This window comes from Massilia sp. DD77 (assembly GCF_036961685.1).
Taxonomy (GTDB): domain Bacteria; phylum Pseudomonadota; class Gammaproteobacteria; order Burkholderiales; family Burkholderiaceae_D; genus Telluria.
This window is the reverse complement of record NZ_JBAMDH010000003.1, coordinates 94,550-115,519: the sequence shown is the minus strand read 5'-3', so window position 1 is coordinate 115,519 and position 20,970 is coordinate 94,550. Positions and strand designations below refer to the sequence as shown.

The 20,970-nt window shown below is 66.8% G+C and carries 18 protein-coding genes; 14 read left to right on the top strand and 4 right to left on the bottom strand.

Annotated features, from left to right (window positions below; translation table 11 throughout):
* The first annotated feature begins 6 nt into the window (after nucleotides 1-6).
* From lpxD to V7778_RS02390, 7 genes are all read left to right on the top strand, one after another.
* On the top strand, nucleotides 7-1,056 hold the full coding sequence (gene lpxD, locus V7778_RS02420) for a UDP-3-O-(3-hydroxymyristoyl)glucosamine N-acyltransferase (protein ID WP_335551758.1): 1,050 nt from the start codon (nucleotides 7-9) through the stop codon (nucleotides 1,054-1,056).
* Nucleotides 1,053-1,547 carry a 3-hydroxyacyl-ACP dehydratase FabZ gene (fabZ, locus tag V7778_RS02415; protein ID WP_335551757.1) on the top strand — a complete coding sequence of 165 codons (495 nt, stop codon included), beginning with the start codon at nucleotides 1,053-1,055 and terminating at the stop codon, nucleotides 1,545-1,547. Before lpxD ends, fabZ begins: the two co-directional genes overlap by 4 nt.
* Complete coding sequence (gene lpxA, locus V7778_RS02410) at nucleotides 1,544-2,332, top strand: acyl-ACP--UDP-N-acetylglucosamine O-acyltransferase (RefSeq protein WP_335551756.1); 789 nt, start codon at nucleotides 1,544-1,546, stop codon at nucleotides 2,330-2,332. Before fabZ ends, lpxA begins: the two co-directional genes overlap by 4 nt.
* Nucleotides 2,316-3,473, top strand: a complete 1,158-nt coding sequence (gene lpxB / locus V7778_RS02405) for a lipid-A-disaccharide synthase (RefSeq protein WP_335551755.1) — start codon at nucleotides 2,316-2,318, stop codon at nucleotides 3,471-3,473. The genes lpxA and lpxB overlap by 17 nt, the downstream gene beginning before the upstream one ends.
* A 37-nt stretch (nucleotides 3,474-3,510) precedes the next feature.
* A complete protein-coding gene (gene rnhB, locus V7778_RS02400; RefSeq protein ID WP_335551754.1) occupies nucleotides 3,511-4,173 on the top strand; it encodes a ribonuclease HII in 663 nt (220 codons plus the stop codon).
* Nucleotides 4,170-4,955: a TrmH family RNA methyltransferase gene (locus V7778_RS02395; protein ID WP_335551753.1), complete on the top strand. Its 786-nt coding sequence runs from the start codon at nucleotides 4,170-4,172 to the stop codon at nucleotides 4,953-4,955. Before rnhB ends, V7778_RS02395 begins: the two co-directional genes overlap by 4 nt.
* 86 nt (nucleotides 4,956-5,041) lie before the next feature.
* Entirely contained in the window at nucleotides 5,042-6,247 is a 1,206-nt protein-coding gene (locus V7778_RS02390) for an EAL domain-containing response regulator (protein ID WP_335551752.1), read from the top strand.
* A 462-nt stretch (nucleotides 6,248-6,709) separates the two neighbouring features.
* Here the strand turns inward: V7778_RS02390 and V7778_RS02385 are convergent, their stop codons facing one another.
* The 3 genes from V7778_RS02385 to ppsR all read right to left on the bottom strand — a co-directional run bounded on the left by V7778_RS02385 (nucleotide 6,710) and on the right by ppsR (nucleotide 10,282).
* On the bottom strand, nucleotides 6,710-8,758 hold the full coding sequence (locus V7778_RS02385) for a putative bifunctional diguanylate cyclase/phosphodiesterase (RefSeq protein ID WP_335551751.1): 2,049 nt from the start codon (nucleotides 8,756-8,758) through the stop codon (nucleotides 6,710-6,712).
* The gene (locus tag V7778_RS02380) at nucleotides 8,755-9,294 is read right to left on the bottom strand and encodes a heme NO-binding domain-containing protein (RefSeq protein WP_335551750.1); all 540 of its coding nucleotides are present in this window, start codon (nucleotides 9,292-9,294) and stop codon (nucleotides 8,755-8,757) included. The genes V7778_RS02385 and V7778_RS02380 overlap by 4 nt, the downstream gene beginning before the upstream one ends.
* Nucleotides 9,295-9,433: 139 nt before the next feature.
* Nucleotides 9,434-10,282 (bottom strand): posphoenolpyruvate synthetase regulatory kinase/phosphorylase PpsR, encoded by an 849-nt coding sequence (gene ppsR, locus V7778_RS02375; RefSeq protein ID WP_335551749.1) that lies wholly within the window; start codon nucleotides 10,280-10,282, stop codon nucleotides 9,434-9,436.
* A 188-nt stretch (nucleotides 10,283-10,470) separates the two neighbouring features.
* On the opposite strand from ppsR, the gene ppsA reads away from it, so the two are divergent.
* The 5 genes from ppsA to V7778_RS02350 all read left to right on the top strand — a co-directional run bounded on the left by ppsA (nucleotide 10,471) and on the right by V7778_RS02350 (nucleotide 17,272).
* Nucleotides 10,471-12,930, top strand: coding sequence for a phosphoenolpyruvate synthase (ppsA, locus tag V7778_RS02370; RefSeq protein WP_335551748.1), 2,460 nt, complete (start codon nucleotides 10,471-10,473; stop codon nucleotides 12,928-12,930).
* 176 nt (nucleotides 12,931-13,106) lie between these two features.
* On the top strand, nucleotides 13,107-13,529 hold the full coding sequence (locus tag V7778_RS02365) for an NfeD family protein (RefSeq protein ID WP_335551747.1): 423 nt from the start codon (nucleotides 13,107-13,109) through the stop codon (nucleotides 13,527-13,529).
* A gap of 44 nt (nucleotides 13,530-13,573) precedes the next feature.
* A complete protein-coding gene (locus V7778_RS02360) occupies nucleotides 13,574-14,485 on the top strand; it encodes an SPFH domain-containing protein (RefSeq protein ID WP_373888903.1) in 912 nt (303 codons plus the stop codon).
* A complete protein-coding gene (locus tag V7778_RS02355; RefSeq protein ID WP_442920686.1) occupies nucleotides 14,485-15,291 on the top strand; it encodes an SDR family oxidoreductase in 807 nt (268 codons plus the stop codon). Before V7778_RS02360 ends, V7778_RS02355 begins: the two co-directional genes overlap by 1 nt.
* Before the next feature lie 115 nt (nucleotides 15,292-15,406).
* Nucleotides 15,407-17,272, top strand: coding sequence for a putative bifunctional diguanylate cyclase/phosphodiesterase (locus V7778_RS02350; RefSeq protein ID WP_335551745.1), 1,866 nt, complete (start codon nucleotides 15,407-15,409; stop codon nucleotides 17,270-17,272).
* Nucleotides 17,273-17,305: 33 nt separating this feature from the next.
* On the opposite strand, the gene V7778_RS02345 is transcribed toward V7778_RS02350, so the two are convergent.
* Complete coding sequence (locus V7778_RS02345) at nucleotides 17,306-19,477, bottom strand: TonB-dependent receptor (RefSeq protein ID WP_335551744.1); 2,172 nt, start codon at nucleotides 19,475-19,477, stop codon at nucleotides 17,306-17,308.
* 107 nt (nucleotides 19,478-19,584) lie between these two features.
* Here V7778_RS02345 and V7778_RS02340 point away from each other — a divergent pair, with 107 nt between their 5' ends.
* Both V7778_RS02340 and V7778_RS02335 read left to right on the top strand, forming a co-directional pair.
* Nucleotides 19,585-20,760, top strand: coding sequence for a PepSY-associated TM helix domain-containing protein (locus tag V7778_RS02340; protein WP_335551743.1), 1,176 nt, complete (start codon nucleotides 19,585-19,587; stop codon nucleotides 20,758-20,760).
* Nucleotides 20,757-20,939: a hypothetical protein gene (locus V7778_RS02335; RefSeq protein ID WP_335551742.1), complete on the top strand. Its 183-nt coding sequence runs from the start codon at nucleotides 20,757-20,759 to the stop codon at nucleotides 20,937-20,939. The genes V7778_RS02340 and V7778_RS02335 overlap by 4 nt, the downstream gene beginning before the upstream one ends.
* Nucleotides 20,940-20,970 lie beyond the last annotated feature (31 nt).

Below are 20,970 nucleotides of genomic sequence, written 5' to 3'. Positions count from 1 at the left end.
ACCGAGATGGGCATTCGACTGGGCGATTTGGTCGAGCGCTTCGGCGGGCAACTGGCGGGCGATCCGAACCTCGAGGTTCAAGCGATCGCTCCCCTGGACAGCGCCGGCGCTTCGCACATCAGCTTCCTCAGCAACAGCAAGCTGCGCGCGCTGGCCGCGCAAAGCCAGGCGGCGGCCCTGATCCTGTCGCCGCTGGACGATCCGACCGTGGCCGCCACCTACGAGGGCGCGCGCATCGTCACCACCAACCCCTACGCCTACTTCGCCCGCGCCGCGCAGTACTTCGTCTCGCTGAACGAAGCACCGCCGGCCCCGGGCGTGCACCCGAGCGCGGTGGTGGCCCCCGGCGCGGTGGTCGACCCGACCGCTCATGTGGGCGCCAACGTCACGATCGAGGAGGGCGCCGTGATCGGCGCGCATGCCGTGATCGACGCCGGCTGCTACATCGGGCGCGAGGCCGCGGTCGGCGAAGGCACGCATTTCTTCGCCAACGTCACCTTCCACGCGCGCTGCCGCATCGGCAAGCGCGGGATCGTGCACTCGGGCGCCGTGATCGGCACCGACGGCTTCGGCTTCGCCAACGAGGGCGGCGTCTACATCAAGATTCCGCAGACCGGGACGGTGCTGATCGGGGACGACGTCGACATCGGCGCCAACACCTGCATCGACCGCGGCGCCCTGGCCGACACCGTCATCGAGGACGGAGTCAAGCTCGACAATCAGATCCAGATCGGCCACAACTGCCATGTCGGCGCGCACACCGCCATGGCGGGCTGCGTCGGCGTGGCCGGCAGCGCCAAGATCGGCAAGCATTGCACCTTCGGCGGCGCCGCCATGGTGCTGGGCCACCTGGAAATCGTGGACAACGTCCATATCTCCTCGGGCAGCATGGTGTCGCGCTCGGTGCTCGAACCGGGCCAGTACACCGGCTTCTATCCGCTGGCCAAGAACGCCGAATGGGAACGCAGCGCGGCCATCGTGCGCAACCTGGCCTCGATGCGCGACAAGATCCGTACGCTTGAAAAAACAATCAAAACACTGACAGAACAACAATGACCTCCGAATCCAAAATTCTCGACATCACCCAGATCAAGGAATACCTGCCGCACCGCTACCCGCTGCTGCTGGTGGACCGCGTCGTGGACTACGAACTGGGCAAGACCATCACCGCCATCAAGAACGTGACCGCCAACGAGGAATTCTTCAACGGCCACTTCCCGCACAAGCCGGTGATGCCGGGCGTGCTGATGGTCGAGGCGCTGGCCCAGACCGCGGCGATCCTGTCCTTCATGACCATGGGTGTGAAGCCGGACGAGAACTCGGTGGTCTACTTCGTCGGCATCGACGGCGTGCGCTTCAAGCGTCCGGTCGAGCCGGGCGACCAGCTCAAGATGGATGTCGAGATCCTGCGCACCTCGCGCGGCATCTGGAAGTACAAGGCGGTGGCCAGCGTCGACGGCAAGGTCGCGGTCGAGGCGGAACTGATGTGCACCATCCGCGGCGCCGCCGAGGGACAAATGAGTGCGCGTGGAGCGGCGACGGAATGAGCAAGATCCATCCAAGCGCGATTGTCGATCCGAAGGCCGAGCTGGACAGCTCGGTCGAGGTCGGCCCGTATTCGATCATCGGCCCCAACGTGCGCATCGGCGCCGGGACGGTCGTGGGCCCGCACGTGGTCATCGAGGGCCACACGACGGTCGGCAAGGACAACAAGTTCTTCCAGTTCTGCTCCATCGGCGGCGCGCCGCAGGACAAGAAATGGAAGGGCGAGCCGACCCGCCTGGAGATCGGCGACGGCAACACCATCCGTGAATTCGTCACCATGAACCTGGGCACCACCCAGGACGAAGGCGTGACCCGCCTGGGCAACGACAACTGGATCTCGGCCTACGTCCACCTGGCGCACGACTGCCAGGTCGGCAGCCACACGATCTTCTCGAACAACGCCCAGCTGGCCGGCCACGTGCACGTGGGCGACCACGCCATCCTGTCGGGCTACGCCGGGGTGCACCAGTTCTGCAAGATCGGCGCGCACGCCTTCGTCGGGATGTACACCAGCCTGACCCAGGATGTGCCGCCTTTCGTGCTGGTCTCGGGTAACCCGGCCGGCGCGCGCGGCGTGAACATCGAAGGCCTGAAACGCCGCGGCTTCTCGCGCGAGCAGATCGACGGCATCCGGACCGCCTACAAGCTGATCTACCGCTCCAACCTGACCCTGGAAGAAGCCAAGGCCGCGCTGCTCGCCGAGGAATCGGCCGCGACGGGCGCTGCCGGCGATATCCGCGCCATGCGCGAGTTCCTCGGCGCCGCCACCCGTGGCATCGTCCGCTAACTGTTCGCTGGCCCTGGTCGCCGGCGAAGCCTCCGGCGACATGCTGGCGGCGCGCCTGCTGGCCGGCCTGCGACCGCAGCTGCCGAACGCCCGCTTCCAGGGCATCGGCGGACCACGCATGATCGAGCAGGGCATGGAATCAAGCGTGCCGATGGAAACGCTGACGGTGCGCGGCCTGTTCGAAGTCATCCCGCGCTACCGCGAACTGAAACGCATCCAGAACACCTTGCGCGACCGCCTCCTGGCCGACCCGCCGGCCGCCTTCATCGGCGCCGACTACCCTGGCTTCAACCTGGGGCTGGAAGAGCAGCTGCGCGCCGGGGGCATCCCGACCATCCACTTCATCAGTCCCCAGATCTGGGCCTGGCGAGGCGGGCGGATCAAGAAGATCCAGCGCGCGGTCTCGCACATGCTGCTGATCTTCCCCTTCGAGGAAGCGATCTACCGCCAGGCCGGCGTGCCGGCCACCTATATCGGCCATCCGCTGGCCGAGATGATTCCCTTGAAGCCGGACGTGGCGGCGGCGCGGCGCCAGCTCGGCATCGCCGAGGATGCGCGGGTCGTCACCCTCATGCCCGGCAGCCGCATGGCCGAGCTCAAGTACCTGGCCGAACCCTTCGTGCGCGCCGCCCAGCTGCTGCGCGCGCGCGACCCCAAGCTCGTGTTCGTGGCCCCGATGGCGGGCGAACGCCAGCGGGCTTATTTCCTCGACATCGTGAACAGGGCCGGCCTGGGCGATGTGCCGGTGCAACTGGTGGACGAGGCTTCGCACGCCGCGATTGCGGCCGGGGATGCGGTACTGGTAGCATCGGGTACCGCGACCCTGGAAGTGGCGCTGTTCAAGAAGCCGATGGTGATCGCCTACAAGGTGATGCGCGCCTCGTGGGAGATCATGCGGCATATGGGCTACCAGCCCTGGATCGGCCTGCCCAACATCCTGGCGCGCGAATTCGTGGTGCCGGAATACCTGCAGCACGCGGCCACCCCGGAAGCCCTGGCCGACGCCGTCTGGCGCCAGCTCGACGATCCGGCCGGCTGCGAGCGGCTGGCGCGGCGCTTCACCGACATGCATCACAGCCTGCTGCGCAACAGCGCGCAGGAGAGTGCGGAAGCGGTATTGAGAGTCATCGGCATGCGCTGATGGGAATGCGCCGAACAGAACGCGCGAAGTCAAAGACATGAGCAAGAAGAAAGTCAATTTTTATCCCGGCCTGCCGCCGCGGCTGCGTCCCTTCACCGCCGAGGACATCGTCTGCGGCGTGGACGAGGCCGGGCGCGGCCCGCTGGCCGGCCCCGTGTACGCGGCCGCGGTCATCCTCGACCCGCGCCGTCCGATCGATGGCCTGCGCGACTCCAAGAAGCTGACCGAGGCGCGCCGCGACGAGCTGGCGCCGCAGATCAAGGAGTACGCCCTGGCCTGGGCCATCGCCGAATGCTCCTGCGACGAGATCGACAGCCTGAACATCCTGCACGCCACCATGCTGGCCATGCGCCGCGCGGTGGAGGCCCTGCAGACGATCCCGACCATCGCCCTGATCGACGGCAACCGCTGTCCGCCGATGGCCGTGCGCGCCCACGCCGTCGTCGAAGGCGACGACAAGGTGCACGCGATCTCGGCGGCTTCGATCCTGGCCAAGACCGCGCGCGACGCCGAGCTGGTGCGTCTGCACGCGCTGTATCCGCAGTATGGCTTCGACCAGCACAAGGGCTATTCGACCCCGCTGCACCTGCAGCAGCTGCGCGCCCACGGGCCGTCGCCGGTGCACCGCCGCTCGTTCGCCCCGGTGCGTTCGCTGCTGCAGGCGGACTTCTTCGCCGCGGCAGAGGGCCTGCCCGCATGAAGACGGTTACCTCTCGTGACAACGCCTTCTACAAGGACCTGAAACAGCTCGCCACCAGCTCCCAGGCGCGCCGTAAGGTGGGCCAGAGCCTGCTGGACGGCGTCCACCTGTGCCAGACCTGGCTGGACCTGCGCGGCGCGCCGGATCACTGCGTGGTCTCGGAAGGCGCCATGGCCAATCCGGAAGTCGCCGCGATCGTGGCCCGCTGCGAGGCCGTGCATGCACCGGTGACGGCGCTGCCGGAGGCGCTGTTCAACGCCGTCAGCCAGGTCGAGCATGGCGTGCACCTGGTGTTCGTGATCGCCACCCCGCGTCCCGCCAAGCCGGCCGGCCTGGTGGACGCGAGCGTGCTGCTGGACGGCGTGCAGGACCCGGGGAACGTCGGCTCCATCCTGCGCAGCGCGGCGGCGAGCGGCGTCAAGCAGGTCTACTGCAGCCCCGGCACGGCCTTTTGCTGGTCGCCGAAAGTGCTGCGCGCGGCCATGGGCGCCCACTTCGTGCTCGACATCTTCGAGAATGTCGAGCTGGCGCCGCTGGTGCGCGCGGCCAGGGTGCCGGTGCTGGCGACCAGCGGCTATGCCAGCGCGTCGCTGTACACCATGGACCTGAAGCAGCCGGTGGCCTGGGTGCTGGGCCATGAAGGGCAGGGCGTCTCGGGCGAACTGCTGGACCTGGCCACCCACCGGGTGGCGATCCCGCACGCGGGCCAGGTCGAATCGCTGAACGTGGCGGCCTGCGCCGCGGTGTGCTTCTTCGAGGCGCTGCGCCAGCGGCAGCACTGAAAACAGAGCGCGGGCAGGCATAGACGGCGGCGCGGGCTTCGGGGTAATCTCATACCTGAGCCGAGAGCGTAGAGACTGGAGCAAGGATGGACATCGCGCATTTGCATTTTCTGGTGGCGGAAGCCGACCCCGCGCAGCGCCGCGCGCTGGTGGAGCTGCTTGGCCAGCTGGGCGCCAGCCAGGTCACGGACGTGCCCGACGGGCATATCGCCATGCAGAGCCTGGACCCCGGCATGGAGCCGGGCCCCGGGGCGGTGCAGGTGGCCATCGTCGACCTGGCGCTGCCGGGGATGGACGGCCTGGAACTGATCCGCAACCTCGGCACGGCGGGCTCGCCGGTGCGCCTGGTCGTCACCGGCGCCCAGCCGGCCGGCCTGCTGTTCTCGGTCGAGACCCTGGCCCAGGCCTACGGGGTCGACCTGCTCGGCACCATCTCCAAGCCGGTCACTGCCGCCAAGCTCAAGCCCCTGCTCGACAACTACACCCCGCTGCCCAAGCGCGATCCGCGCGCCGACACCCCGCGCTTCTCGTTCCAGGAGATCGGCGTCGGCCTGCAGAAGCGCCAGTTCGAGCCCTTCTTCCAGCCCAAGATCGAGCTGGCGACGGGGCAGGTGAAGGGACTGGAAGCCTTCGCGCGCTGGCGCCATCCGGAACACGGGGTGCTGGGCCCGGCCGCCTTCATCGACGCGCTGATCGAGAGCGGGCGGGTGGACTTCCTGGACTGGAGCATGATCGAGATGTCGGTGCAGCAGTGCCGCGCCTTCCACGACCAGGGCATCCCGATGTCGATCTCGGTGAACATCGCCCCCGAGACCCTGGGCCATCCGGCCTTCATGCGCCAGATCACCGGCTGCCTGGGCCGCCACAAGCTGATGCCGGATTATGTGACCTTCGAGATGAGCGAATCCTCGGCGCTCGACACCGATCCGCATTTCATCGAGCGCCTGGTGCGCCTGCGGATGATGGGTTTCGGCCTGGCGATCGACGACTACGGCACCGGCCGCTCCAATTTGCAGCTGCTGGCCCGCATCCCCTTCTCGGAACTCAAGATCGACCGCAGCTTCGTCGACGGCGCCTCCAAACGCCGTCCCCTGGGCACGGTCCTGCGCTCCTGCCTGGGCCTGGCGCACAGCCTGGACCGCATGTCGGTCGCGGTCGGCGTCGAAACCCGCCAGGACTGGGATTTCCTCCAAGACCTGGGCTGCACCTACGCCCAGGGCTACCACATCGCCAACCCCATGGAAGCCGCCTCCTTCCCCGGCTGGCTCGAAGACTGGCGCCACTTCTTCTGATCCCTTTCAGCGAGGGTCAGAGTCGACTTGTTGGGAAATTCCCCAGAATTGCCAAACAATTCGACTCCGACCCCATTTACCTGCGATCAATGACCCCAGCAACAAATTAGGGTCAGAGTCGAATTGTTGGGAAATTCCTCAGAGTTGCCAAACAATTCGACTCTGACCCTAATTGTTTTTGGGCCGGAACGGGCGTCGGCATGGGCGATCCATTTCGATCGTCAATAATCAGCCAAGCTCGGCCGCACTAAGCCTCGAAACCTCCCGAAAATTAATTGGGGTCAGAGTCGAATTGTTGGGCAATTTCTCAGAATTGCCAAAGAATGCGGCTCCGACCCTATTTGTCGAGATGAAAGCCAAGCCGGCGGAAACCGGGGTCAGGGTCGAATTGTTTGGCAACTTTGGGGAATTGCTCAACAATTCGGCTCTGACCCCGGTGTTACCCCCGGTGTTACCCCGGTTTTAGGTGAGGAGGGGTTCGGGGGAAAGCTGGAGAGCGAGGGCGCGGGTGGCGGCCTCGTGGTCGAGGGGGCGGAAGAAGTAGTAGCCCTGCACGAAGTCGCTGCCCATCTCGCGCAGGATGTCGACCTCGGCAGTCGTTTCGACGCCCTCGGCCACCACGTCCAGGCCCAGCGCGCGCGCCAGCATCACCACCACGCCGGCGATCTCGCGCTTGTCGGCGTGGCTGTCCATCGCGCTCACGAAGGAGCGGTCGATCTTGAGGGTGTCGATCGGCAGGCGGCGCAGGTGGCTCAGCGAGGAATAGCCGGTGCCGAAATCGTCCAGGCTCAGGCGCACACCCAGGGTCTTCAGTTGCTGGAACACGGCCAGCGCATGCTCGGGGTCGGCCATCACCGCGCTCTCGGTCAGCTCCAGCTTGAGACTCCCGTGCGTGATGCCGATGTCGGCCAGCACGCGTTTCACCAGGTCCACCAGCTCGCCGTCGGCCAGCTGGATCGCGGACACGTTCACGCTCATGCTCAGCGCCGGCGAACCCGCGTCCTGCCAGGCGCGCAGCTGGCGGCAGGCTTCCACCAGCACCCAGCCGCCGATCTGGCCGATCAGGCCCACTTCCTCGGCCACCGGGATGAACTCCACCGGCGAGATCATGCCCAGCACCGGATGGCGCCAGCGCAGCAGCGCTTCGAAGCCGCGGATCACGCCGTCCTGCGGCGAGACGATCGGCTGGTACTGCAGATGGAACTGGTTCGCCGGCAGCGCCAGGCGCAGTTCGGCTTCCAGGGTCAGGCGGCGCAGGGCGCCTTCCTGCATGGTCTGGTCGAACATCATCCAGCGCGCCCGCCCGTTCTGCTTGGCGTGGTACATCGCGATGTCGGCGTCGCGCAGCATCACCTGCACGTCGCTGTAGCCGCTCGAGCTCATCGCGATGCCGATGCTGGCCGTGACATACACCTGGTGCTGCCCGACCTGCAGCGGCGTGGCCAGGGCCTTCAGCAGGCGCTCGGCGATGCGGATCGGCGTGGCGGCGTCGCTCACGTGGTCGATCAGGATGGTGAACTCGTCGCCGCCCAGGCGCGAAACCACATGGCGGCCGTCGGCGCCGTCGCGCGTCATCTGGTCGCGCGCCACCGTGTCGCGCGTCACCATGTCCGTCTCGCGCAGGCAGGCCGTCAGGCGCTGGGCCGTGGCCACGATCACCTGGTCGCCCGCCTGGTGCCCCAGCCCGTCGTTGATGGCCTTGAAGCGGTCCAGGTCGACGAACAGCACCGCGAACTGGTATTCGGGCATGCGTTTCGCGCGCAGCAGGAAGTGTTCGAGGCGGTCGAGGAACAGCTTGCGGTTGCCCAGCTCCGTCAGCGGATCGTGCAGGGCGTCGTGCACCAGCCGTTCCTGGGCACGGCGGCGCTCGATCACGCGTCCCAGCTGGGTGCCCACCTGGGCCATCAGGCGCAGCATGCCTTCTTGCGGCGCCTGGCGCTCCAGCCCGAAGAACTCGAGCACGGCGACCACTTCGGCCCCGATCATCACCGGGAAGGCGAACAGCGACGCCATGCCGGTCTCCACCAGCACCCGCATGCGCGGCAGCCGTTCCGCCCCGGTGGCGGCATCGACGTCGATCCATGCCGGCGCCCCCGTCGCCAGCACCGCGCCCGGCAGCCCGACGCCGCTGGTGAAGGCGGTGGCCTCGGTCTGCGCGCGCAGCGCCGCGAAGCGTCCGCCGCTCTCGTCGTGCCAGATCGCGGTCGAGTCGAGCACCGCGCCGTGCGCCGGCATCAGGAGCAGGTGGCCCAGCGGCCAGCCGGTATAGCGGCACACCGCGGCCAGGGCGTGCCGCATCGCGTCCTCGACGCTGGCCGCCTCGTTGGCCGCGGCGGCGATGCTCTCGAGCAGGGCGATCTCTTGCTGGCGCTGGTACAGCTCGCGCAAGCCGTGTTCGGCGATGGCTTCCGCTTCCTGGCGCGCCGCGGTCTCGCGTTTCAGGCGCCGCTGCAGCCGCGCGATCTCGGCGGCAGGGTCGTCCTGCGCGCCGGCCGTCGGAAGCGGATTCACTTGGCGAAGCGCACGTGGAACACGCACTTGTCGGCGTGTTCGTGCATGCACTGGGACTGGTGGATCTCGGTCTGCTCGCCGAAGTAGGCCGCCGCGCCCTGCATGAAGCCTTCGGCCAGCGCGCACAGCTTGCGTTGCGAGTTGTAGCCGATCACCAGCTCGTCGCTGCTGCTGGTGTCGAAGTCGAACACCGGCGGCGTCGCGCCCGGGTATAGCTTGCGCACTTCCGGGTGGATCAGGTTGTTCAGCGTGAGCAGGAAGCTGCGCGCCGAATCATGGCCGGCGAAGAAGGCGGGAAAGCGCCGCACCAGGATCGGCATGGCGGCGCGGCCGAACCAGCGCAGCACGTCCTGCGGCGGCAGGCCGAGGGCGGCGGAGGCCACGCCGACCAGGCGGACGATCTCGGCATCGTCATAGCTGCCGAGGGAGGTATAGGCCCCATCGAGCCCGGCGTCGTCGAGCAGACGGTCCCAGGTGGCTTCGCCGAATTCGGTCGACACCGCCTCTTCGAGGAGATTGAAAACGATGCCCTTCATGGCTTGCCCTTGAATCGATCACGTGGACGAATTTTACACGTAAAGGAATTTTCTATCTGTCAGGCAACTATAAAACCACAGACACGCACGGCGTCCCGGAGGAAGCCGTGGCATTCCGGCCACACCAATTGTCAAATGATCAGTATTCCCTGCGGTCCGGCTTGATCTCCTGCAGGATCGTGGTGGCGATCTCCTCGATCGACTTGGTGGTCGAGGACAGCCAGCGGATGCCTTCGCGCTTCATCATGGCTTCGGCCTCGTTCACCTCGTAGCGGCAGTTCTCGATCGACGCGTACTTGCTGCCGGCGCGGCGCTCGTTCCGGATCTGCGACAGGCGCTCGGGGGTGATCGTCAGGCCGAACAGCTTGGCCTTGAAGGGCGGCAGCGAGGAAGGCAGCTTGCCGCGCTCGAAGTCGTCGGGAATCAGGGGGTAGTTGGCCGCCTTCAGGCCGTACTGCATTGCCAGGTAGAGGCTGGTCGGCGTCTTGCCCGAGCGCGACACGCCCACCAGGATCACGTCGGCCTCGGCCAGGTTCTTGTGCGACTGGCCGTCGTCGTGCGCTAGCGAGAAGTTGATGGCCTCGATGCGGTTCTTGTATTCCTCGGTGTCCACCGCGTTGTGGATGCGGCCGATGGTGTGGGTCGACTTGATGCCCAGTTCCTGCTCGAGCGGCGAGACGAAGGTCTGGAACAGGTCCATGTGCATGCCGTTCGCCGCCCGGATCACGCTCGACAGGTCGTGCTTCACCAGGGTCGAGAACACGATCGGGCGCTGGCCGTCGCGCACGAAGCTCTCGTTGATGCGGCGCGCCGCGTCGTAGGCCTTGTCGATCGAGTCGATGAAGGGAATGCGGATCTGGCGGAAGCGCATTTCGAACTGGCTCAGCACGGCGTGGCCGAAGGTCTCCGCCGTGATGCCGGTGCCGTCCGAGACGAAGAACACGGTGCGCGACGAGGGAGGGAAGGCGGGGCGGATTTCTTCGGTCATTGTGTGCAAACGCTGGGCAATGGTGACAAACTTGCAGGATTGTGTGCTGTACATCACCCTTTCGCGGGTTAAAATGCTTGGCAACGGATGTGCATTGTGCTGCACCGCGGACAGAATAACAAGAAACCATCTCCGCTGCCCGGCACTGGCGCCAACAGGTTTCTATCATCAAGTAAGGGTGTTTTACCATGACTAACCTAGCAACTGGAGTGTTGAAGGAGCCTGACCAGGCAAGCGGTGCGGACAAGGTCTACGTGGCCGCGTTCGAGAACCTGCGCATGACCGACGTCGAGTCGGTCGGCGGCAAGAACGCCTCGCTCGGCGAGATGATCAGCCAGCTCGCCGAAGCCGGCGTGCGCGTGCCGGGCGGCTTCGCCACCACGGCCGACGCCTTCCGCGACTTCCTGTCGCACAGCGTGAATGGCGGTCCTTCGCTGGCCGACCGCATCGCCACCCGCCTCGAGAGCCTGGACATTGACGACGTGCGCGCGCTGGCGAGCGCCGGCGCCGAGATCCGCCAATGGATCATCGAGACCCCGTTCCAGCCGCGCCTGGAGCAGGAAATCCGCGCCTACTACGAACGCCTGGTGGCGGACTCCAGCACCGAGATGTCCTTCGCCGTGCGTTCCTCGGCCACCGCCGAGGACTTGCCCGACGCCTCCTTCGCCGGTCAGCAGGAGACCTTCCTGAACGTGGTCGGCATCGACAACGTGCTCGAAGCGATGAAGCACGTCTTCGCCTCGCTCTACAACGACCGCGCGATTTCCTACCGCGTGCACAAGGGATTCACCCACGCCGAGGTCGCGCTGTCGGCCGGCGTGCAGCGCATGGTCCGCTCCGACCTGGGCGCGGCCGGCGTGATGTTCACCATCGATACCGAATCGGGCTTCAAGGACGTGGTCTTCGTGACCTCGAGCTACGGCCTGGGCGAGACCGTGGTCCAGGGCGCCGTCAACCCGGACGAGTTCTACGTGCACAAGCCGATGCTCGCGCAGGGCAAGTCGCCGGTCATCCGCCGCAACATCGGCTCCAAGCTGATCAAGATGGAGTTCACCCAGGAAGCCAAGGCAGGCCGCTCGGTCAAGACGGTGGACGTGCCGATCGAACTGCGCAACCGCTACTCGCTGCTCGACTCCGAGGTGGTCGAGCTGGCCAAGTACGCCGTCATCATCGAGAACCACTACGGCCGTCCGATGGACATCGAGTGGGGCAAGGACGGCCGCGACGGCAAGCTCTATATCCTGCAGGCGCGCCCGGAAACCGTGAAGTCGCAAGAGAAGGCGACCGACGCGCAGCAGCGCTTCACCCTCAAGGGCTCGGGCACCGTGCTGACCCATGGCCGCGCGATCGGCCAGAAGATCGGCGCCGGTCCGGTGCGCGTCATCACCGACCCGTCGGAGATGGAACGCGTGCAGCCGGGCGACGTGCTGGTGGCCGACATGACCGATCCGAACTGGGAGCCGGTGATGAAGCGCGCTTCCGCCATCGTCACCAACCGCGGCGGCCGTACCTGCCACGCGGCGATCATCGCGCGTGAACTGGGCGTGCCGGCGGTGGTCGGCTGCGGCGACGCCACCGACGTGCTGAAGGACGGCACCTTCGTCACCGTCTCGTGCGCCGAAGGCGACGAAGGCCGCATCTACGACGGCATCCTCGAAACCGAGGTCACCGAAGTCTCGCGCGGCACGCTGCCGCCGCTCAAGACCAAGATCATGCTCAACGTCGGCAACCCGCAGCTGGCCTTCGACTTCCAGTCGGTGCCGAACGCCGGCGTTGGCCTGGCGCGTCTCGAGTTCATCATCAACAACAACATCGGCGTGCACCCGAAGGCCATCCTCGAGTACCCGAACATCGACGCCGACCTGAAGAAGGCGGTGGAGTCGGTAGCCCGCGGCCATGCTTCGCCGCGCGCCTTCTACGTCGACAAGCTGGCCGAAGGCGTGGCAACCATTGCCGCCGCCTTCTGGCCAAAGCCCGTCATCGTGCGGCTGTCCGACTTCAAGTCGAACGAGTACAAGAAGCTGATCGGCGGCTCGCGCTACGAGCCGGACGAAGAGAATCCGATGCTGGGCTTCCGCGGCGCCGCGCGCTACCTGGCCGAGGATTTCGCCGAGTCCTTCGAGATGGAATGCGAGGCCATGAAGCGCGTGCGCAACGACATGGGCCTGACCAACGTCGAGCTGATGGTGCCCTTCGTGCGTACCCTGGGCCAGGCCGAGAAGACGGTGGAGCTGCTGGCCAAGAACGGCCTGAAGCGCGGCGAAAACGGCCTGCGCCTGATCATGATGTGCGAAGTGCCGTCCAATGCCATCCTGGCCGAGCGCTTCCTCGAGTTCTTCGACGGCTTCTCGATCGGTTCGAACGACCTGACCCAGCTCACCCTGGGCCTGGACCGCGACTCCGGCATGGAGCTGCTGGCCAAGGACTTCGACGAGCGCGACCCGGCCGTCAAGGCCATGCTGTCGATGGCGATCAAGGCTTGCCGCGAGCAGGGCAAGTACATCGGCATCTGCGGCCAGGGCCCGTCGGACAACCCGGACTTCGCGGTCTGGCTGATGGAGCAGGGCATCGAATCGATGTCGCTGAACCCTGACTCGGTGATCGATACCTGGCAGAAGCTGGCGTCGATGCAAGCCGGCCCGCGGTGAGCAGGTAGCTCGGCAAAGGAAGTCTTCCCCAGTGTGGCTGCAGGTGCTACACTGGGCTCAATGATTTCGTTGCCGCTTAGACCACACCATCGCTCTGCACCGAAGACGCAGAACCCTCGCTACCCGTACCGGGTACCGGGGGTTTTTTCTTTTTTACCTGACGAGGAGACCGCATCATGTCCGACTGGACGATCTGGCTGATCGGCGCCGGGATCCTGGTGATCGCCGAGCTGTTCACCGGTACCTTCTACCTGCTGATGATCGCGCTCGGCCTGTGCGCCGGCGCGCTGGCGGCGCTTGCCGGGGCCAGCGGTCCGCTGCAAACCCTGGTGGCCGCGGCGCTCGGCGTGGCGGCCACCCTGGTGCTGCGCCGCAGCCGCTTCGGCCGGGCCGCGCGCGGCGAAGCCGCCAACGACCCGAACATGAACCTCGACATCGGCCAGCGCGTCAGCGTGCCGCAATGGCAGGACCGGCGCGCCCGCGTGATGTACCGCGGCGCGCTATGGGACGTCGAGCTGCGGCCTGGCGCTTCGGACCGTCCGGGCGACTTCCGCATCGTCGAGGTCCACGGCAACCGCCTGGTGGTCGCCGAAGCATAAGTAAACACGATTAACCCACTCCACGCCAAGGGATGCCAATGGAAATGTTCAGTATCGTCGCGCTGGTGATCTTCGGGATCGCCCTGGTCTTTGTCTTCAAGACCATCAATGTGGTGCCCCAGCAGCACGCCTGGGTGGTCGAGCGCCTCGGCAAGTACCATGCGACCCTGGCTCCGGGCCTGAACATCGTCGTGCCCTTCATCGACCGCATCGCCTACAAGCACAGCCTGAAGGAGATCCCCCTCGACGTGCCGCCCCAGGTCTGCATCACGCGCGACAACACCCAGCTGCAGGTGGACGGCATCCTGTACTTCCAGGTGACCGACGCCATGCGCGCCTCCTACGGTTCGTCGAACTACATCCAGGCGATTACCCAGCTGGCCCAGACCACCCTGCGTTCGGTGATCGGCAAGATGGAGCTGGACAAGACCTTCGAGGAGCGCGACCACATCAACACCACCATCGTCAACGCGATCGACGAATCGGCCGCCAACTGGGGCGTGAAGGTGCTGCGCTACGAAATCAAGGACCTGACTCCGCCGGCCGAGATCCTGCACGCGATGCAGCGCCAGATCACGGCCGAACGCGAAAAACGGGCATTAATTGCGGCGTCTGAAGGAAGACGCCAGGAGCAGATCAACATCGCCAGCGGCGAGCGCGAAGCCGCCATCGCGCGCTCGGAAGGCGAACGCCAGGCCGCGATCAACCGTGCGCAGGGCGAAGCGAACGCCATTGTCGCGCTGGCGGAGGCAAGCGCCTCGGCGCTGCGCCAGGTCGGCGCCGCCATCCGCGAGCCGGGCGGCATGGACGCCGTCAGCCTGCGCGTGGCCGAACACTACGTGGACGCCTTCGGCAAGCTCGCCAAGACCAACAACTCGCTGATCGTGCCGGCCAACATGGGCGACATGAGCACCGTGATTGCGAGCGCGCTGCAGATCGTGAAGGCGCAAAAATGATGCGCGTGGCGATCATCACCGGCGCATCAAGCGGCATCGGCGCCGAGATGGCGCGCCAGATGGCGGCCAGGGAAGGCGCAGGGCTGGCGCTGGTGCTGGCGGCGCGCAATGCCGCGCAGCTCGAGGCCGTCGCCACCGCATGCCGGGCGCTTGGCGCCCAGGCGCATGCCATCCCGACCGACGTGTCGCGCCAGGAAGACTGCCGCGCCCTGGTCGACGGCGCGGTCGCGCGTTTCGGCCGCATCGACATACTGGTCAACAATGCCGGACGCTCGGCGCATGCCTTGTTCGAGCAGGTCGAGGACCTCGGCTGGTACGAGGACCTGATGCGCGTGAACCTGTGGGGCAGCGTGTGGTGCACCCGGGCGGCGCTGCCGCACCTCAAGGCGGCGCGCGGCAGTATCGTGGCGGTGTCCTCGCTCGCGGGGCTGGTGGGCGTGCCGGGACGCACCGCCTACAGCGCAACCAAGTTCGCCATGACCGGTTTCTTCGAAGCCCTGCGCATCGAGCTGAAAGCCGCCGGGGTGAGCGTGACCACCGCCTATCCCGGCGTGGTGGCGACCCGGATCCGCTACCGCGGCTACAACGCGAAGGGCGAAGCGGCCGGCGTCAGCGGCTTGAAGGAAGACAATGCGATGCCGGTGGAGGAGTGCGCGCGCCTGATCATCGACGGCATGGAGCGGCGCCGGCGCGAGGTCGTGATGAGCGTAAAGGGCAAGCTCGGACGCCTGCTCAAGCTGCTGGCGCCTGGACTGGTGGAAAAGATGGCGCTGGCCGCGGTCAAGGATGAGGCGCGGCCGCGGTAGGGCAGCAATAGTCACCGAGTTTCCAAAACGAAAGCCACCGCACGGTGGCTTTTTTCTTTTCCCCGAACGTGAGGCGAGGCGTACACTGGTGCCAAGGCTTCACAGCGGAGCAGGTATGGAACTGAAGAGGCGTGGACGCGACCGCGCGCCCGCCCATCCGGAATCGGCCTTGGCCTTGCTCACCCGCCTGGCCTTGGGCTGCGTGGCGGCCGCCTATGTGCACGGCCGGGTACAGCGCACCCGCCTGATCGAGGACCTGGTGGAGCAGCGCACGGCCGACCTGGACCGCACCACCGAGGCGCTCCGGCTGCACCAGCGCGCCATCGAATCGAGCGCCAACTCGGTGACCCTGGTCGACGCCCGTTCTCCGGGCGCGCCCATCATCCTTGTCAACCCGGCCTTTACACGCATGCATGGCTACGGCCCCGAGGAAGTGCTCGGCCGGCCGCTGGAACTGCTGGCCTTCGGGGTCGACGACCAGCCGGGCCTGCACGAGCTGCGCAACGCCATCGTCGAAGGGCGCGAGGCCCACGTGCTGCTGCAACTGCGGCGCAAGGACGGCCAATCCTACTTCGAGGAAGCCTACCTGGCCCCCATCAGGAACGAGCACGGCGTCACCGACTACTTCGTCATCTTCGAGTACGACGTCACCACCGCCAAGCAATACGAGGCCGCGCTGGAACACCGCGCCCGCCACGACATGCTGACCGGCTTGCCCAACCGGGTCGCGCTGGCCGACCGTATCGACCGCGCGCTGGCGTTCGCGCGCTCGGACGCCGCGCCGGTCTGGGTGGCCGTGCTCGACCTGGATTACTTCAAGCACGTCAACGACAGCCTGGGCCCGGCCGCCGGCGACCGCCTGCTGCGCCAGGCCGGCGAGCGCATGCTGGCCGCGGTCGGGCCCACCGATACCGTGGCCCGCACCGGCGACGATGAATTCGTCCTGCTGTTCGAGAACCGCGCCGACGAGAGCCAGGCCGCGGCCACGGTGAGCAAGGTGCTGGCGGCGATCGCCGAGCCCTTTGGCGAAGGCGGACAGCGTGTCTTCCTGACCGGCAGCGCCGGTATCGCGGGCTACCCGGGCGACGGCGGCGATGCCGACAGCCTGGTCAAGCATGCGCAGATCGCGATGTACCGGGCCAAGGAAAGCGGGCGCAACACCTTCCGCTTCTACCTGCCGAGCATGAACGAGCGCGCGCTCGAACGCCTGGCGATGGTGGATGCGATGCGCCATGCGATGAACGCCGAGGAGTTCGAACTGCACTACCAGCCCCAGGTCGACCTGGCCAGCGGCGCCGTGATCGGCATGGAAGCGCTGATCCGCTGGAGCCATCCGCAGCTGGGCATGATGCGCCCCGACCGGTTCATCGCATTGGCCGAGGAAACCGGCTTGATCGTGCCGCTTGGCACGTGGGTGCTGCGCGCCGCCTGCTCGCAGGCAGCCACCTGGCAGCGCGCCGGCCTGGGGGCCTTGCGCATCGCGGTCAACCTGTCGTCGCGCCAGTTCAGGGACGCCGCGCTGCCCGCCCTGATTGCCGAGGTCCTGCGCGAGACAGGGCTTCCGGCCACCAGCCTCGAGATCGAACTGACCGAGAGCCTGATGATGGAAGACGTGGAAATGGCGGTTGCCACGATGCGCGCCCTGAAGGCGATGGGCGTGCACCTGTCGATCGACGACTTCGGGACGGGCTACTCCAGCCTGTCCTACCTCAAGCGCTTCCCGGTGGACGTGCTGAAGATCGACCAGTCCTTCGTCCGGGATATCGGGCAGGATGCCAGCAGCTCGGCCATGGTGTCGGCCATGATCTCGCTCTCCCACGAGCTTGGACTGCGCGTGATCGCCGAGGGCGTCGAAACCCAGGCCCAGTGGGACTACCTGGTGGGCCGGGGCTGCGACGAGGTGCAGGGCTATTACTTCAGCCGCCCCTTGCACGGGCGCGACTTCGAGCGGATGGTGCGCGAACACCGTCAGGCGGCTTGACGCCGGGGCTCAGCCGGCCTGCATGGGAGCGGCTTAGAAGTCGATCGACCCCGACACCACCACGCTGCGCGGCGCGCCCAACACCAAGTAGCCATAACCCGGATAGCCGCCGGCCGAGGCCCAGTAGTTCTTGTCGGTCACGTTGTCGATGCGCGCGCGCAGGGTCACGTCGCGCTCCATGACGCGCAGGTCGTAGCTGGCGCCGATGTCCAGGCGCGCCCACGACGGCAGTTTCTGGGTGTTGGCCGCGTCCGCGTACTGGCCCGAGGTGTAGACGGTGCGCGCGTTCAGCGCCAGGCCCTGCACGCCCGGCACGTCCCAGTCCACGCCCAGGTTGAGCTGGGTCTTCGGCACGCCGATGGCGTCCTTGCCTTCGTTCGCGCCGCCGGCGGTGCGGCGCTGCTCCGCGTCCAGCAGGGTCAGGCCGCCCAGCAGGCGCAGGCCGCGCAGCGGGCTCCCGAAGACCGAGACTTCCAGGCCGCGGTTGCGCTGTTCGCCATACACGCCGAAGCGGCGGTTCTCGACGTAGGCCGAAGGCTGGCTGGTGCTGAATAGCGCGGCGCTCAGGCCCAGGCGGCCGCCGTCATACTTGACGCCGACTTCCTTCTGGCGCGAGACGAAAGGCGCGAACACTTCGCCCACGTTGACGATGTCGGTGCCCGATGCGACCGGGCCCTTTTGCAGGGCTTCGCTGTAGTTCGCGTACAGCGAGACGTTCTTGACAGGCTTGAAGACCAGGCCCGCCAGCGGGGTAACTTCGCTCTCTTCGTAGGCCGAATACTGGATGCCGCTGTTGTAGTCGTAGCCAAAGTCCTTGATCTTCTGGTGGCGTGCGCCCACGCTCAGGAGGATGGTGTCGTTGGCGAAGGACAGCGTATCCGCCACCGCATAGCTCGACAGGATCGTCTTGGCGGTCAGCAGCGGGTCGTTCATGTCGCCGCCGGTGAAGAAGCGCGCCGAGGGCGCGGCTACGTCGCTAGGGCGGTAGATATTGGCCGCGAAACCCGAGAAGTCGCTCATGCCGTAGGCGTTCTTCGATTCGGAATGAAAGCCCGAGGCGGTCGCGCTCAGGCTGTGCTTCACTGGGCCGGTACGCAGTTCGCCGCGCACGCCGATTTCGCCGGTGCGCACGTGGTCGACGCGCACGTTGTCGAAGCGGCTCATGGTGCCGCCGCCATTGGGGGCGGTCACGGTCGGCGACGAAATAATGTTGAACTCGTCACCCTTGCGCATGCCGAAGGCCGCCCAGGCAACGGCGCCGCCAGGCAGGTCGATCTCGCCGCGCAGGGTGCCGAAGGTGTCGCGCTCTTCCGATACGGTCCAGGGCTGGGCGAAGTTGCTGTCTGCTTCGGGCGCCGCGATCATTGGCACGCCCGCGGCCAAGGTCACGCTCGGACGCGCGCCGGTCAGGCTGTGGTCCTGGTGGCCGACGTCGGCCGACAAGCGGAAGCCCCGGCCACGGTAGTCCATGCCGACCGAATACACGCTCAGTTCACGCGCTTCGCGGTCGACCGCGGTGTCGCCGTCGCGGCGCACGGCGTTGACGCGGATGCCGGCGCGGTTCTCCGGTCCGAAGCGGCGCGCCACGTCGGCCGCGACATAAGCCTGGCCGCCGGTTTCCACGCCCACCGTCACCTGCGACAACGGCGCATTCGGCGCGCGCTTCGGCAGCAGGTTGATGGCGCCGCCGATACCGCCGCCGCCCGGGGCCGCGCCGTTGACGAAGCTGTTGGCGCCGCGCAGCACTTCGACGCGCTCGAGGAGCTCGGACGCCACGAACTGGCGCGGCAAGAGGCCGAACAGGCCGTTATACGCCAGGTCGTCCGAGTTCACCTGGAAGCCGCGGATCATGTACAGCTCCTGGTAGTTGCCGAAGCCGCGGGCCACGCGCACCGACGGGTCGTTCTGCAGCACGTCGGCCACGCCGCGCGCTTGCTGGTCCTGGATCAGCGCCTGGGTGTAGTTGGTTGCGTTGAAGGGCGCGTCCATGATGTCGACGTTGCCCAGCAGGCCCAGGCGGCCGCCGCGGGCCACCTGGCCGCCGGCGTAGGCCGAGGGCAGGCCTTGCGATGAGGCGTCGGCCGATGCGCTGACGACCACGGTCTGGATCGGCTGCTCGGCGGTTTCCTGGGCGTGGGCGGTGGCGACGGCGAGGAGGGCGGCGGCAAGCGCCAGGGGAGTGCGGCGGAAGTGTTGCGAACGCATGGATGTTGCTCTTTTTCTAAATGAGAATGCTTATCATTTTAGCGCTAACGCTTGCTTCTGTAAATGAGAACCATTATTATTTGTCGACCTCATCCGACCACCTATTCATGTCGCCCGTTTCCCTGCGCCGCTGGGGCTGGATCCACAAGTGGAGCAGCCTGGTTTGCACCGTCTTCATGCTGCTGCTGTGCCTGACCGGCCTGCCGCTGATCTACCACCACGAAATCGGCCACCTGCTCGGCACCGATGTCGAAGCACCCGTCATGCCGGTGGATACGCCGCGCGGCAACATCGACGCCGTGATCGCGTCCGCCAAGGAGCTGTATCCCAACAAGATCATGATGTACATGTCGCAGGAGGCCGACGAGCCCGCGATCTGGAACGTCACCCTGGGCGACCATCCAAACGACGAGCACTACAAGCCGATCGCGGTCGACGCCCGCACCACCAAGGTCATCACCGAGCCCGCCTTCGAAGGGGGCGCCTTCATGTCGACCATGTTCCGCCTGCACGTGGACCTGTTCGCGGGCCTGTACGGCAAGCTGTTCCTGGGTCTCATGGGCCTGCTCCTGCTGGTGGCCATCGTCAGCGGCGCGGTGCTGTACTCGCCGTTCATGCGCAAGCTCGAGTTCGGCGCCGTGCGGCGCGAGCGCAGCCCGCGCCTGAAGTGGCTCGACATGCACAACCTGCTGGGCATCGTGACCCTGGTCTGGGCCTTCGTGGTCGGCGCCACCGGCATGGTCAATACCTGGGCCGACGTCCTGCTCAAGGTCTGGCAGACCACCGAGATCGCCGAGATGCTGAAACCCTACGAGGGCAGCCCGCCGCCGACCAGGATGGCCTCGGTGCACGAGGCGATCCACCGCGCGGAAAGCGCGGAGCCGGGCATGAAGGTCGGTTTCGTGGCTTTCCCCGGCACGCCCTTCACCAGCTCGCACCACTACGGCATCTATATGCGCGGCGACGAGGCTTTCAGCTCGCGCCTGTACAAGCCGGTCCTGATCGACGCCGAGACCGGCCAGATCACCGACCGCCGCGAGCTGCCCTGGTACCTCACCGCGCTGCTGCTGTCGCAGCCGCTGCACTTCGGCGACTACGGCGGCCAGTGGATGAAATTCTTCTGGGCCATGCTCGACATCGCCACCATCGTCATTCTCGTCACGGGCCTGTACCTGTGGCTCAAACGCGGCCGCCATGCCAAGGCTGCCGCCGCCGCACCCGCGCACGCGCAAGCCGCGCCGGAACGCGAGATTCCCGCGCTCGTGCGCAAGGAGGCTTCATGACCCGCACCACCATGCAAATCTGGGGCGCGCCGCTGCTGCTGGCCGTCCTGACCATCGTCGGCCTGACCTCGGCGCTGCTCGGCGACGACATCTGGGATGTCGTGTCCGCCCTGGCCCTCGGCGCGCCGGTCGTCGTCGGCACCTGGTTCAGCCTGCGCCGCACGCGTCCGCGCGCCTAGCGCTCGCCGTGCGCCCTGCCAGGCGGTATAC